Here is a 13,504-nt window from a genome sequence, read left to right as displayed (position 1 = left end):
TAGCAAGGAACATAAAGTGAACGGAATGACCACCACCGCCGTATGTTCCCCTCACCCTAACCCTCTCCCCGGAGGGGCGAGGGGATTGCTCAGTGCTCGCATTAATTTGTGGGGAACCCTCAGCCCTGTGGGAGAGGGCCGGGGTGAGGGCACCAGACCGCCCTCAATCCTAGCGAATCCCACCATACGCCATCGTCACCTCTTTTGCGGCCTTAATCACCAGCGCACCCAGCTCGGTGACGCGGTCGTCGGTCATACGTGAAATCGGCCCGGAGATGGAGATGGCGGCAAACGGCTCGCGGTGTTCGTCGAAAATACAGGACGCGAGGCAGCGCAGCCCGAGGGCATGTTCTTCGTCATCAAACGAATAGCCGCGCTTGCGGGTCAGAGCCAGATCTTCTTTCAGATGCACCGGCGACACCAGGGTGGCGTGGGTGTAGGCGTGCAGACCTTTACGGTGCAGCAGACCCGTCACCTGCTCTTCGCTAAGCTGCGAGAGAAACGCTTTCCCTGCGCCAGAGGCATGCATCGGCAGCTTGCCGCCAATCGGTGCGGACATGCGCATCAGCTGCGTACACTGCACCTGGTCGATGATAATCGCCTGATGATCGCTCTGATCCAGCACGGCCAGGTTTACCGTCTCGCCGGACTCCTCCATCAGCTTGCGCAGAATCGGGTGGACAATCGCCAGCAGGTTGCGGCTTTGCAGGAAGCTGCTGCCGACAATAAACGCATGTGCGCCCACCGCCCAGTGTCCCAGCTCGCCCACCTGACGCACGAAGCCCAGCTGCTGCATGGTGGTCAGCAGACGGTGCGTGGTGGAATTCGGCAGGCCAGCCTGCTGCGCCAGCTCTGTCAGGGCCACGCTGCCGTGCGATTCGGCTATCCATTCCAGCAGCTTCAGGCCGCGCGTCAGGGATTGAACCTGTCCGCCAGGTTGTGCAGCGGTGGTTGCAGCAGGTTTTCTGCCGCGTTTAGCGGGAACGGTCGTAACCATGACGAACTCCTTTTTCTGTATCGTGGAAATCATTTTCGTTTTATTTGATGGTTTTGCAACCGCTTTCCTGACTGATCGGATGAGTGATAGTGAACATGTCTCATGTTACCGCTGTGTGACTTTTCGACCCTTAGAGATTATGCCAGTATGGAACGCAGCCTTTTGGCCATGTTGAACGTTGTCGGGAGCAAGTGTGAGCAGCAAAGTAGAGCAACTGCGTGCGCAGTTAAATGAACGAATTCTGGTGCTGGACGGCGGCATGGGCACCATGATCCAGGGCTATCGTCTGAGTGAAGACGATTTCCGCGGCGAGCGCTTTGCCGACTGGCCTTGTGACCTGAAAGGAAACAATGACCTGCTGGTGTTGAGCAAACCCTCTGTCATCAGGGATATCCACAACGCCTACTTCGAAGCGGGTGCGGATATTGTAGAAACCAACACCTTCAACTCGACAACCATCGCCATGGCGGATTACCAGATGGAATCCCTGTCGGCGGAGATCAACTTTGAAGCGGCGAAACTCGCCCGCGCCTGCGCCGACGAGTGGACGGCCCGCACGCCGGACAAGCCGCGCTATGTTGCCGGGGTGCTGGGCCCGACCAACCGCACCGCGTCGATTTCTCCGGACGTGAACGATCCAGCCTTCCGCAATATCACCTTTGACCAACTGGTGGCCGCGTATCGTCAGTCCACTAAAGCGCTGGTGGAAGGCGGTTCCGACCTGATCCTGATTGAAACCGTATTCGACACTCTCAACGCCAAAGCCGCAATTTACGCGGTGAAAGAGGAGTTCGAGGCGCTGGGCGTTGACCTGCCGATCATGATTTCCGGCACCATCACCGATGCCTCGGGGCGCACGCTTTCCGGCCAGACAACCGAAGCGTTTTATAACTCTCTGCGCCATGCCGAAGCGCTCTCCTTCGGCCTGAACTGCGCGCTGGGGCCGGACGAGCTGCGCCAGTACGTGCAGGAGCTTTCGCGCATCGCAGAGTGCTACGTCACCGCCCACCCGAACGCCGGTCTGCCGAACGCGTTCGGTGAGTATGATCTGGATGCCGATACCATGGCGGCGCAAATCCGCGAGTGGGCCGAATCTGGCTTCCTCAACATCGTCGGCGGCTGCTGCGGCACCACGCCAGAGCACATCGCCGCCATGAGCCGCGCCGTCGCCGGGCTTGCACCGCGCAAGTTACCCGAGCTTCCGGTAGCCTGCCGTCTGTCCGGCCTTGAGCCGTTGACCATCGGCGACGACAGCCTGTTTGTGAACGTGGGTGAACGTACCAACGTCACCGGTTCTGCGAAGTTCAAGCGCCTGATCAAAGAAGAGAAGTACAGCGAAGCGCTGGATGTTGCTCGCCAGCAGGTGGAGAGCGGCGCGCAGATTATCGATATCAACATGGACGAGGGGATGCTCGACGCCGAAGCGGCGATGGTGCGCTTCCTCAACCTGATTGCCGGCGAGCCGGACATCGCCCGCGTGCCGATCATGATTGACTCTTCCAAATGGGACGTCATCGAAAAGGGGCTGAAGTGCATTCAGGGCAAAGGCATCGTTAACTCCATCTCAATGAAAGAGGGCGTCGATACCTTTATCCACCACGCGAAGCTGGTGCGTCGCTACGGGGCCGCCGTGGTGGTGATGGCCTTCGATGAAGTGGGCCAGGCCGATACCCGCGAGCGCAAAATTGAGATTTGCCGCCGGGCGTACAAAATTTTGACCGAAGAGGTGGGCTTCCCGCCGGAAGACATTATTTTCGACCCGAACATCTTTGCTGTCGCAACCGGCATTGAAGAGCACAACAACTACGCCCAGGACTTTATCGGCGCGTGTGAAGACATCAAACGCGAGCTACCGCATGCGCTAATTTCCGGCGGCGTGTCGAACGTCTCGTTCTCGTTCCGCGGCAACGACCCGGTGCGTGAGGCCATCCATGCCGTGTTCCTCTACTATGCCATCCGCAACGGGATGGACATGGGGATCGTTAACGCCGGACAGCTGGCGATTTACGACGACCTGCCCGCAGAACTACGCGACGCAGTAGAAGATGTGATCCTCAACCGTCGCGACGACGCCACCGAACGCATGCTGGATCTGGCGGAAAAATACCGCGGCAGTAAAGCTGACGAATCAGCCAATGTTCAACAGGCCGAATGGCGTTCCTGGGATGTGAGAAAGCGTCTGGAGTACTCGCTGGTAAAAGGCATTACTGAGTTCATTGAGCAGGATACCGAGGAAGCGCGTCAGCAGGCAGCCCGTCCGATTGAAGTGATCGAAGGGCCGCTGATGGACGGCATGAACGTGGTCGGCGATCTGTTCGGCGAGGGCAAAATGTTCCTGCCGCAGGTAGTGAAATCCGCCCGCGTCATGAAGCAGGCCGTAGCTTATCTTGAGCCGTTTATCGAAGCCAGCAAAGAGAAGGGCTCCAGTAACGGTAAGATGGTCATTGCCACCGTGAAGGGCGACGTACACGACATCGGCAAAAACATTGTCGGCGTGGTACTGCAATGCAATAACTACGAAATTATCGATCTTGGCGTGATGGTCCCGGCGGATAAAATCCTCAGGACCGCTCGCGAAGTGAATGCGGATCTGATTGGTCTTTCCGGGCTGATTACGCCGTCGCTGGACGAAATGGTCAACGTGGCAAAAGAGATGGAGCGCCAGGGCTTCACTATTCCACTGCTGATTGGCGGGGCAACCACCTCGAAAGCCCACACCGCAGTGAAAATCGAGCAGAACTACAGTGGGCCGACGGTGTATGTCCAAAACGCCTCGCGCACCGTGGGCGTGGTCTCCGCGCTGCTGTCTGACACCCAGCGCGATGACTTTGTCGCCCGCACCCGCAAAGAGTATGAAACCGTCCGCATTCAGCATGGACGTAAGAAACCGCGCACGCCGCCGGTTTCGCTTCAGGCGGCGCGCGATAACGATCTGGCGTTCGACTGGTCCAGCTATACGCCGCCGGTCGCGCACCGTCTGGGCGTGCAGGACGTGACGGCCAGCATCGAAACGCTGCGTAACTACATCGACTGGACGCCGTTCTTCATGACCTGGTCGCTGGCGGGCAAATATCCGCGCATTCTTGAAGATGAGGTAGTAGGCGAAGAGGCGAAACGCCTGTTTAAAGATGCCAACGATATGCTCGACAGACTGAGCGCAGAGAAAGCCCTCAACCCGCGCGGCGTGGTGGGGCTGTTCCCGGCGAACCGCGTGGGCGACGACATAGAAATCTACCGCGATGAAACCCGCACCCATGTGCTGGCCGTGAGCCACCATCTGCGCCAGCAAACCGAGAAAGTGGGCTTTGCCAACTACTGCCTGGCGGATTTCGTCGCGCCGAAACTCTCCGGTAAAGCCGACTATATCGGTGCCTTTGCGGTGACCGGCGGTCTGGAAGAAGACGCGCTGGCGGGCGCGTACGACGCACAGCACGATGATTACAACAAAATCATGGTGAAAGCGATTGCCGATCGCCTGGCGGAAGCCTTTGCCGAGTATCTGCATGAGCGCGTACGTAAGGTGCACTGGGGCTACGCGGCGAATGAGAATCTCAGCAACGAGGAGCTGATCCGCGAAAACTACCAGGGCATTCGTCCGGCACCCGGCTATCCGGCCTGCCCGGAACACACCGAGAAGGGCACTATCTGGAAACTGCTCGACGTGGAAGCGCATACCGGCATGAAACTTACCGAGTCGTTCGCCATGTGGCCGGGCGCGTCCGTTTCCGGCTGGTATTTCAGCCACCCGGACAGCAAGTACTTCGCCGTGGCACAGCTTCAGCGGGATCAGATTGAAGACTACGCCCTGCGAAAAGGCATGAGCGTGTCAGAGGTGGAACGCTGGCTAGCGCCGAATTTAGGCTACGACGCAGACTAACGTCACTTTTCCTTACAACAAACAGGACACCGCTATGGTGCCTTGTCTCTTTCTTACGTTTAAACCCTTATACTGAACCTAAGGAAAATGAATAACGATAAGGAGGAAAACCCACTGTGTTGACGTTGTTACACCTGCTCTCCGCAGTCGCACTGCTGGTATGGGGCACCCATATCGTTCGTACCGGCGTGATGCGCGTGTTTGGCGCACGTTTACGTACCGTTCTCAGCGGCAGCGTTGAGAAGAAGCCGCTCGCCTTCTGTGCGGGTATTGGCGTCACGGCGCTGGTGCAAAGCAGCAACGCCACCACCATGCTCGTCACCTCGTTCGTGGCGCAGGATCTGGTGGCGCTCGCCCCGGCGCTGGTGATTGTCCTGGGCGCCGACGTCGGTACCGCGCTGATGGCACGTATCCTGACCTTCGATCTCTCCTGGCTGTCGCCGCTGCTGATTTTTATCGGCGTCATTTTCTTCCTCGGTCGTAAGCAAAGCCGTGCCGGGCAGCTTGGCCGCGTCGGTATTGGCCTCGGGCTGATCCTGCTGGCGCTGGAGCTGATTGTGCAGGCTGTCACGCCGATCACCCAGGCCAACGGTGTGCAGGTCATTTTCGCCTCGTTAACCGGCGATATTATGCTGGATGCGCTGATCGGCGCGGTGTTTGCCATTGTCAGCTACTCCAGCCTGGCGGCCGTGTTACTGACGGCCACGCTAACCGCTGCGGGCGCGATCTCTTTCCCGGTGGCGCTATGCCTGGTCATCGGTGCGAATCTTGGCTCTGGCCTGCTGGCGATGCTCAACAACAGCGCAGCCAATGCTGCCGCCCGCCGGGTGGCGCTGGGGAGTTTGCTCTTCAAGCTGGTGGGTAGCCTGATCATTCTGCCGTTTGTGCACCCGCTGGCGAACCTGATGGACAACCTCTCTCTGCCGAAAGCGGAGCTGGTGATCTACTTCCACGTCTTCTACAACCTGGTACGCTGTCTGGCGATGGTGCCGTTTGCCGCGCCGATGGCCCGCTTCTGCGAGCGGCTAATTCGTGATGAACCGGAGCTGGACGCGCGCCTTAAACCCAAGCATCTGGACACCTCGGTGCTGGACACGCCCGCGCTGGCCATCGCGAATGCCGCCCGCGAAACGCTGCGCATGGGTGACGCGATGGAAACCATGCTGGAAGGGTTGCAAAAGGTGATGCACGGCGAGCCGCGCGAAGAAAAAGAGCTGCGCAGGCTGGCGGACGATATCAACGTGCTGTATACCGCCATCAAGCTCTATCTGGCGCGGATCCCGCAGGACGAGCTGGCGGAAGAGGAGTCGCGCCGCTGGGCGGAAATCATTGAGATGTCGCTTAACCTGGAGCAGGCTTCGGATATTGTCGAGCGTATGGGCAGTGAAATCGCAGACAAATCCCTGGCCGCACGTCGGGCGTTTTCTGTCGAAGGGCTGAAGGAGCTGGAAGCGCTCCACGAACAGCTGGTCAGCAACCTGAAGCTGGCGATGTCGGTCTTCTTCTCCAGCGACGTGCCGAGCGCGCGCCGCCTGCGCCGCAACAAGCACCGTTTCCGCATCCTCAACCGGCGCTACTCGCACGCCCACGTTGAGCGTCTGCACCAGCAGAACGTGCAGAGTATCGAAACCAGCTCCCTGCACCTGGGGCTGCTGGGAGATATGAAGCGTCTTAACTCGTTGTTCTGTGCGGTGGCATACAGCGTGATGGAGCAACCGGATGAAGACGATGAGCGGGATGAGTATTAATCTCTGAAAGCGCCTCGCAAAACGGTTTTGTGAGGCGTGACTCCCCATAAAGAGCAATTTATTCTTCAACCCTTACATTTTTAAGGGAATAGGAGATGCTCAATTATTACGCTACACTTCGCCAGTTCATGCGCATTCCAATGGGGGTTCTCATGCGCGGTGCTAATAGCATTAAAAAATCAGTGAATGTTTCCCTGTCGCCGGACATTCTTGAAGAGGCGCGAAGGCTTAAACTTAACCTTTCTGCCGTGCTAACGGCGGCTTTGCAGGAGCAATTTCGTGAACATCGGCGCGCAGAGTGGCTTGAAGAAAATAAAGCTTCTATTGACGCCATTAACCAGTGGGTTGATGAAAACGGCTCCTTTAGTGACTGTCAGAGGTCGTTCTGATGAAGCATGTACTGGTCGCTCCCGCCGTTGAGGTCGCGGGAAAACCCTGCGTGGTGATGATGCACATGATGGCAGGCATATCGCTAAAAGAGTTAGGTGAACGCGTTGCCGATCTTACTAACAGCAGTGCTTCATTGCGGGATGCACTCGATTTTCTGATCAGCGGTTACTAGGACTTTTTTGTCAGGCGCAAGGTAAGGTATATTTCGCCCTTCACAGGAGAAACTATGCTGCCAACTCAATCAACCCGATTAAACAAATACATTAGCGAGAGCGGGATCTGCTCACGTCGCGAGGCTGACCGTTACATTGAACAGGGTAACGTGTTTCTTAACGGCAAACGCGCCACCATTGGCGATCAGGTGGTACCTGGCGATGTGGTGAAAGTGAATGGTCAGGTCATCGAACCGCGTGATGCCGAAGACCTGGTGTTTATCGCGTTGAACAAACCGGTTGGGATTGTCAGCACCACGGAAGATGGCGAGCGGGACAACATTGTTGATTTCGTGAACCACAGCAGCCGCATTTTCCCGATTGGCCGTCTGGATAAAGACTCTCAGGGGCTGATTTTCCTCACCAACCACGGCGATCTGGTCAACAAAATTCTGCGTGCCGGTAACGACCACGAGAAAGAGTACATCGTGACGGTGAACAAGCCGGTGACGGACGAGTTTATCCGCGGAATGGGCGCTGGCGTGCCGATTCTGGGCACCGTGACGAAGAAGTGTAAAGTCAAAAAAGAAGCACCGTTCGCGTTCCGCATCACGCTGGTTCAGGGCCTGAACCGCCAGATCCGCCGCATGTGCGAGTACTTCGGTTATGAAGTGACGAAGCTGGAACGCACGCGCATCATGAACGTCAGCCTGTCTGGCATCCCGCTGGGCGAGTGGCGTGACTTAACGGATGACGAGCTGATCGAGCTGTTCAAACTTATCGAGAACTCCTCGTCCGAAGCGAAGCCGAAAGCTAAAGCCAAACCGAAAACGCAGGCGATTAAGCGTCCGGTGGTGAAGGCACCGCAGGCGGAAGAGAAAGGGCGAGGCAAGCCGGGCAACGGAAAACGCTTTACCCAGCCGGGGCGCAAAAAGAAAGGGCGCTGATTAGCGCCTTCCACGGGTTGATGTGCTGGCGGACCAGGAAAAAGTCGCCTCTGCGTCGGGTTTATACGCCTGCTCTTTTTTCAGCTTGCGGGCTTTTTTCGCCGCGGCATCACGTTGCGCCATCAGCTTATCGATGTACTCTTTTTTAACCTGATTGGTTTCGGCGTTCGTCAGCGTGCGGCCGTGCGCGATGCGGGCGCGGTCGAGAAGCGTTTTAAGTTCGCGCTGCTCGGCTTCGGTCATGTCTTTCTGGGTCAAACGTGGTGTAGCCATTGCTGAAGCCTCCTGATGGGGAGGCTTCAGTGTAAAGCAAGCCGGCTCAATTAACCCTGTTTCACCGCATCTTTTTTCGGTTGGTCATCAATCGGCTTACCGGACCAGTACCCTGCTAACAGCGAACCGGACAAGTTGTGCCAGACGGAGAACAGCGCTCCCGGTAGCGCCGCCAGCGGTGAGAAGTAAATTTTACCCAGCGCCGCCGCCAGGCCAGAGTTCTGCATCCCCACTTCGATCGCCAGCGTGCGGCAGGTGGATTCGTCGAAACCAAACAGCTTTCCACCCCAGTATCCGCCCAGCAGACCAATGGTGTTATGCAGCACAACCGCGACGATCACTACAAAGCCCACCGAAGCAATGTGCGATGCGGAACCGGCTACCACGGCGCTGATAATGGCAAGTATGCAGACCATCGAAAACGCGGGCAGATACGGCTCAACCGCTTTCACCACCCGCGGGAAGAGATGGTGGATCACCAGTCCCAGCGCAATCGGGATCACCACGATTTGCAGAATGCTGAGCAGCATGCCCATCACATCCACCTGGATATGCGCGTCCACGTACAGGCGGGTTAACAGCGGCGTGGCAATCACGCCCACCAGCGTGGAAACGGAAGAAATAGTGACGGAGAGCGCCACGTCGCCTTTCGCCAGATAGATCATGACGTTAGATGCCGTGCCGCTGGCGACGCTCCCCACCAGCACCATCCCGGCGGAAAGGTCGGGCGGCATCTTAAAGGCCATCGCCAGCAGCCAGGCCGCGAGCGGCATCACCAGGTAGTGCAGGAAAATCCCTGCGGCAACCGGTGCCGGGCGAGACAGCACGCGTTTGAAATCGTCAATTTTTAGATGCACGCCCATGCCGAACATAATCAGCATCAGTAGCGTGGTGACCCACGGACCAATGCCCGTGAACGTGGTGGGAGTGTAATACGCGAGTACGGAGAGCAGCAGCGCCCATAACGGGAACAGCCGGGTGATAGCGGAGAGCATAGTGAATTCCTTGCAGTATTGTCGTGTTGTTTTGTTATAAAAAAGCCGGGTCTGTGCCCGGCTTATGGATAATGTTTATCGTGCTAACGAATTTTATTCAAATAAATTCTGATGAAGTTTCTGCACAACCTGCTCGGCCTGATCGGCAGGGACCAGGAAGCAGAGGTTGTAGCTGGAGGCGCCGTAGCAAATCATGCGGATGCTGAACGGGTCGAGCACGCCGAACACCTCTTTGCCCACGCCGCACGCGCGCGACAGCTTATTACCGATGATGGCAACCAGCGCCAGATCTTCTTCCACCTCCACGCGGCACAGCTCGGAAAGCTCAATCAGCAGCGACTGCGTCAGCAGGGTGTCGCCGGTAGAGGTGGAGCCGGTGGTGTCGAGCGTCAGCGCAATGCTGACTTCTGACGTGGTGATCAGGTCCACGGAGATATTGTGGCGTGCCAGGATGCCAAACACTTCCGCCAGGAATCCGCGGGAGTGCAGCATATTATGGCTGTGCAGGGTAACCAGCGTCTGCTTACGACGCAGGGCCAGCGCGCGGAACAGCGGCGGGTTCTCGGTTTTCTTGCAGACCAGCGTCCCGCCCGCCTTTGGATCTTTACTGGAGCCAACGAAGACCGGAATGTCGCTGCGCACGGCAGGCAGCAGCGTGGCCGGATGCAGCACTTTCGCGCCGAAGGTGGCCATTTCAGCCGCTTCTTCAAAGGCGATCACGTCAATGCGTTTTGCCGCAGAGACCACGCGCGGGTCGGTGGTGTAAATGCCCGGCACGTCCGTCCAGATATCCACGCGGGTGGCATGCAGGGCTTCACCCAGCAGGGCGGCGGTATAGTCGCTGCCGCCACGGCCCAGCGTGGTTGTGCGCCCTTTGGCTTCGCTGCCGATAAAGCCCTGGGTGATCACTATGCCTTCATCCAGACGCGGGGCAAGCTGCTGGTTGGTCAGCTCGGCCAGCGCTTCCACGTCCGGCTCGGCGCGGCCAAAGCGGTCGCTGGTGCGCATTACTTTACGCACGTCGAACCACTGCGCCTGAATATTGCGCTCGCGCATGATCTCAACGAACAGCAGGGTGGACATCAGTTCGCCGTGGCTGACCAGTTCATCGGTTAGGGCGGTAGAGGTTGCCAGTGAAGCGGCTTCTGCCAGGGTAGTGATATTTTCCAGCAGGCGTTCCACTTCCTCACGAATGACGTTCGGGTTTTGCAGACGCTCAAGGATGTCGAACTGAATTTTGCGCAGTGCATCCAGCTTCACGAAACGCTCGGTCGCTTCCAGTCCTTCAGACAAAGAAACCAGCAGGTTCGTCACGCCGGCTGAGGCGGAGAGCACCACCAGGCGGGTATTCGGATCGGCCAGCACCACATCGGCGCTGCGGTTCATGGCAGCGTAGTCTGCCACACTGGTGCCGCCAAACTTGGCGACCACAAAACTCGTCATAACAACCTCGTGTCAGGGAATGAATAGAGCGACCTTGGCACAAGAATGAAGCGAGAACAGGTGCAGGCGCAAAATACGGCCCTATAAATAAAATGCGGGGGAGGTCCTGTCAATGCTGGGATTATGCGGATTTTTCATGGGGGGGTACCCCTCAGAAACAGGACTTATAACAGGCCCATATTTTATGCTCCTTTTTACCCCTTTTTGACCAACATTTCGCCACGCCGGAAGGGCGCGACAGCAGCTATACTTTTCGGGTCTTTTCACCTGCGTTTGATGCAGACCAGGGCAATGGCATAAAAACCATCACAATTTTTATTTGCAGGCGCTACAATCGACCGCAGTCACAATTCTCAAATCAGAAGAGTATTGCTATGAAAAACATCAACCCAACGCAGACCGCTGCATGGCAGGCACTACAGAAACATTTTGATGAAATGAAAGACGTCACTATCGCGGATCTGTTCGCGAAAGATGCCGATCGTTTCAGCAAGTTTTCCGCCACCTTCGATGACCTGATGCTGGTGGATTTCTCTAAGAACCGTATCACCGAAGAGACGCTGGCGAAGCTGCAAGATCTGGCGAAAGAGACTGAGCTGGCAGATGCCATCAAATCCATGTTCTCCGGTGAGAAGATCAACCGCACCGAAGACCGTGCCGTGCTGCACGTGGCGCTGCGCAACCGTAGCAATACTCCAATTATCGTTGACGGCAAAGATGTGATGCCGGAAGTGAACGCGGTGCTGGAAAAGATGAAAACCTTCTCTGAAGCGATCATCTCAGGTCAGTGGAAAGGCTACACCGGCAAAGCGATCACCGACGTCGTAAACATCGGTATCGGCGGCTCTGACCTCGGCCCGTTCATGGTGACCGAGGCGCTGCGCCCGTACAAAAACCATCTCAACATGCACTTCGTGTCCAACGTCGATGGGACTCACATCGCTGAAGTGCTGAAAAAGGTGAACCCGGAAACCACGCTGTTCCTGGTGGCGTCTAAAACCTTCACCACTCAGGAAACCATGACCAACGCCCACAGCGCGCGCGACTGGTTCCTGAAAACCGCGGGCGACGAAAAGCACGTGGCGAAACACTTCGCGGCGCTGTCCACCAACGGTAAAGCGGTGGGTGAGTTCGGTATTGATACTGCGAACATGTTTGAATTCTGGGACTGGGTGGGTGGCCGCTACTCACTGTGGTCTGCGATCGGTCTGTCCATCATCCTGTCCGTCGGCTTCGACAACTTCGTTGAGCTGCTCTCCGGTGCGCACGCGATGGACAAACACTTCTCCACCACCGCGCCTGAGAAAAACCTGCCGGTGCTGCTGGCGCTGATTGGGATCTGGTACAACAACTTCTTCGGCGCTGAAACCGAAGCGATTCTCCCGTACGACCAGTATATGCACCGCTTTGCGGCCTACTTCCAGCAGGGCAACATGGAATCCAACGGTAAATACGTTGACCGTAACGGCAACGCGGTGGATTACCAGACTGGCCCAATCATCTGGGGCGAGCCGGGCACCAACGGTCAGCACGCGTTCTACCAGCTGATCCACCAGGGCACCAAAATGGTACCGTGCGATTTCATCGCCCCAGCGATTACGCACAACCCGCTGTCCGACCACCATCCGAAGCTGCTGTCTAACTTCTTCGCCCAGACCGAAGCGCTGGCGTTCGGTAAATCCCGCGAGTTGGTTGAGCAGGAGTACCGTGACCAGGGTAAAGATCCGGCTACGCTGGAACACGTTGTGCCGTTCAAAGTGTTCGAAGGCAACCGTCCAACTAACTCCATTCTGCTGCGTGAAATTACCCCGTTCAGCCTGGGCGCGCTGATTGCCCTCTACGAGCACAAGATCTTCACTCAGGGCGCTATTCTGAACATCTTCACCTTTGACCAGTGGGGCGTTGAGCTGGGCAAACAGCTGGCAAACCGCATTCTGCCAGAGCTGGGTGACGATAAAGCAATCGACAGCCACGACAGCTCCACCAATGGTCTGATTAACCGTTATAAAGCATGGCGTGCGTAATAAATATGTCATGAACAATGCCGGCGATATGCCGGCATTTTTTTATCGGATAATTCCTGATGTCTGTTAGTTATCTCAAATTCTGAATCTGAGTTTAATCCGAAAAACACGGTTACCCCGTTAATTGCTGAGGGTTATTTTAAGAAAATACGGAGTGATACTTTAATGGGTTTATATTATAACTGTTTGATAATGAATGGTTATCTATTTCAATAATTATTTTTTCTTTTCATTTTTAACCATTAGTCTGAAAACCTCATCCCTATTTACCCCCACGGTAAACCCACTGCTTTAGTTGTGTATACTCGAATCCGCCTGAATTTCTTTTCGGGCAAATCTCCATTCATTCATTGAAGGGAAATTGTTATGAAGAAAGTACTGTATGGCATTTTTGCCATATCTGCGCTTGCGGCGACGTCTGTCTATGCAGCTCCGGTCCAGGTCGGGGAAGCAGCAGGGTCGGCAGCGACGTCTGCGTCTGCGGGGAGTTCTACCGCAGCCAGCACCAGCGCCGTAAGTTCAGCCGTGGGTGTCGCGCTGGCGGCAACCGGTGGCGGTGATGGCTCCAATACCGGAACCACGACCACTACGACGACCAGCACCCAGTAATACCGGGTGTTTTAATCATAACCACACTTCGGTGTGGTTATTTCGCCCC

Annotated in this window: 11 protein-coding genes; 7 read left to right on the top strand and 4 right to left on the bottom strand. The window is 56.6% G+C overall.

The window, feature by feature from the left end; translation table 11 throughout:
• Positions 1-169: 169 nt before the first annotated feature.
• The gene (gene iclR, locus ACOTXC_RS18745) at positions 170-997 is read right to left on the bottom strand and encodes a glyoxylate bypass operon transcriptional repressor IclR (RefSeq protein WP_126314467.1); all 828 of its coding nucleotides are present in this window, start codon (positions 995-997) and stop codon (positions 170-172) included.
• Between the two features lie 193 nt (positions 998-1,190).
• Here iclR and metH point away from each other — a divergent pair, with 193 nt between their 5' ends.
• The 5 genes from metH (at position 1,191) to rluF (ending at position 8,111) form a co-directional block, all read left to right on the top strand.
• Positions 1,191-4,874 (top strand): methionine synthase, encoded by a 3,684-nt coding sequence (metH, locus tag ACOTXC_RS18740; protein WP_421767898.1) that lies wholly within the window; start codon positions 1,191-1,193, stop codon positions 4,872-4,874.
• 116 nt (positions 4,875-4,990) lie between these two features.
• On the top strand, positions 4,991-6,622 hold the full coding sequence (locus ACOTXC_RS18735; protein ID WP_022646722.1) for a Na/Pi cotransporter family protein: 1,632 nt from the start codon (positions 4,991-4,993) through the stop codon (positions 6,620-6,622).
• A 95-nt stretch (positions 6,623-6,717) separates the two neighbouring features.
• Positions 6,718-7,011 carry a type II toxin-antitoxin system CcdA family antitoxin gene (locus ACOTXC_RS18730; RefSeq protein WP_421767897.1) on the top strand — a complete coding sequence of 98 codons (294 nt, stop codon included), beginning with the start codon at positions 6,718-6,720 and terminating at the stop codon, positions 7,009-7,011.
• Entirely contained in the window at positions 7,011-7,184 is a 174-nt protein-coding gene (locus ACOTXC_RS18725; protein ID WP_022646724.1) for a CcdB family protein, read from the top strand. The genes ACOTXC_RS18730 and ACOTXC_RS18725 overlap by 1 nt, the downstream gene beginning before the upstream one ends.
• 54 nt (positions 7,185-7,238) lie before the next feature.
• The gene (gene rluF, locus ACOTXC_RS18720; protein WP_022646725.1) at positions 7,239-8,111 is read left to right on the top strand and encodes a 23S rRNA pseudouridine(2604) synthase RluF; all 873 of its coding nucleotides are present in this window, start codon (positions 7,239-7,241) and stop codon (positions 8,109-8,111) included.
• On the opposite strand, the gene ACOTXC_RS18715 is transcribed toward rluF, so the two are convergent.
• The 3 genes from ACOTXC_RS18715 to lysC all read right to left on the bottom strand — a co-directional run bounded on the left by ACOTXC_RS18715 (position 8,112) and on the right by lysC (position 10,822).
• Positions 8,112-8,384 carry a DUF3811 domain-containing protein gene (locus ACOTXC_RS18715; RefSeq protein WP_017382612.1) on the bottom strand — a complete coding sequence of 91 codons (273 nt, stop codon included), beginning with the start codon at positions 8,382-8,384 and terminating at the stop codon, positions 8,112-8,114.
• Positions 8,385-8,434: 50 nt separating this feature from the next.
• A complete protein-coding gene (gene panS, locus ACOTXC_RS18710) occupies positions 8,435-9,379 on the bottom strand; it encodes a ketopantoate/pantoate/pantothenate transporter PanS (protein ID WP_023295757.1) in 945 nt (314 codons plus the stop codon).
• 93 nt (positions 9,380-9,472) lie between these two features.
• Positions 9,473-10,822, bottom strand: a complete 1,350-nt coding sequence (gene lysC, locus ACOTXC_RS18705; RefSeq protein ID WP_022646727.1) for a lysine-sensitive aspartokinase 3 — start codon at positions 10,820-10,822, stop codon at positions 9,473-9,475.
• 374 nt (positions 10,823-11,196) lie between these two features.
• Here lysC and pgi point away from each other — a divergent pair, with 374 nt between their 5' ends.
• Both pgi and yjbE read left to right on the top strand, forming a co-directional pair.
• Entirely contained in the window at positions 11,197-12,846 is a 1,650-nt protein-coding gene (gene pgi / locus ACOTXC_RS18700) for a glucose-6-phosphate isomerase (protein ID WP_421767896.1), read from the top strand.
• A 366-nt stretch (positions 12,847-13,212) separates the two neighbouring features.
• Positions 13,213-13,455, top strand: coding sequence for an exopolysaccharide production protein YjbE (gene yjbE, locus ACOTXC_RS18695; RefSeq protein ID WP_003860341.1), 243 nt, complete (start codon positions 13,213-13,215; stop codon positions 13,453-13,455).
• The last annotated feature ends 49 nt before the right edge of the window (positions 13,456-13,504 follow it).

The sequence above is a fragment of the Enterobacter cloacae complex sp. IR5428 genome, from assembly GCF_049238585.1.
In the GTDB taxonomy this organism is placed as follows: Bacteria; Pseudomonadota; Gammaproteobacteria; order Enterobacterales; family Enterobacteriaceae; genus Enterobacter; species Enterobacter intestinihominis.
Note: the sequence above shows the minus strand (reverse complement) of the source record. Positions and strands in the feature narration are given on the sequence as shown.

Coding starts and splice junctions, on each gene's coding strand:
- iclR (WP_126314467.1), bottom strand. CDS start 997: ATGGTTACGACCGTTCCCGCTAAACGCGGCAGAAAACCTGCTGCAACC.
- ACOTXC_RS18730 (WP_421767897.1), top strand. CDS start 6,718: ATGCTCAATTATTACGCTACACTTCGCCAGTTCATGCGCATTCCAATG.
- ACOTXC_RS18725 (WP_022646724.1), top strand. CDS start 7,011: ATGAAGCATGTACTGGTCGCTCCCGCCGTTGAGGTCGCGGGAAAACCC.
- rluF (WP_022646725.1), top strand. CDS start 7,239: ATGCTGCCAACTCAATCAACCCGATTAAACAAATACATTAGCGAGAGC.
- ACOTXC_RS18715 (WP_017382612.1), bottom strand. CDS start 8,384: ATGGCTACACCACGTTTGACCCAGAAAGACATGACCGAAGCCGAGCAG.
- panS (WP_023295757.1), bottom strand. CDS start 9,379: ATGCTCTCCGCTATCACCCGGCTGTTCCCGTTATGGGCGCTGCTGCTC.
- lysC (WP_022646727.1), bottom strand. CDS start 10,822: ATGACGAGTTTTGTGGTCGCCAAGTTTGGCGGCACCAGTGTGGCAGAC.
- pgi (WP_421767896.1), top strand. CDS start 11,197: ATGAAAAACATCAACCCAACGCAGACCGCTGCATGGCAGGCACTACAG.
- yjbE (WP_003860341.1), top strand. CDS start 13,213: ATGAAGAAAGTACTGTATGGCATTTTTGCCATATCTGCGCTTGCGGCG.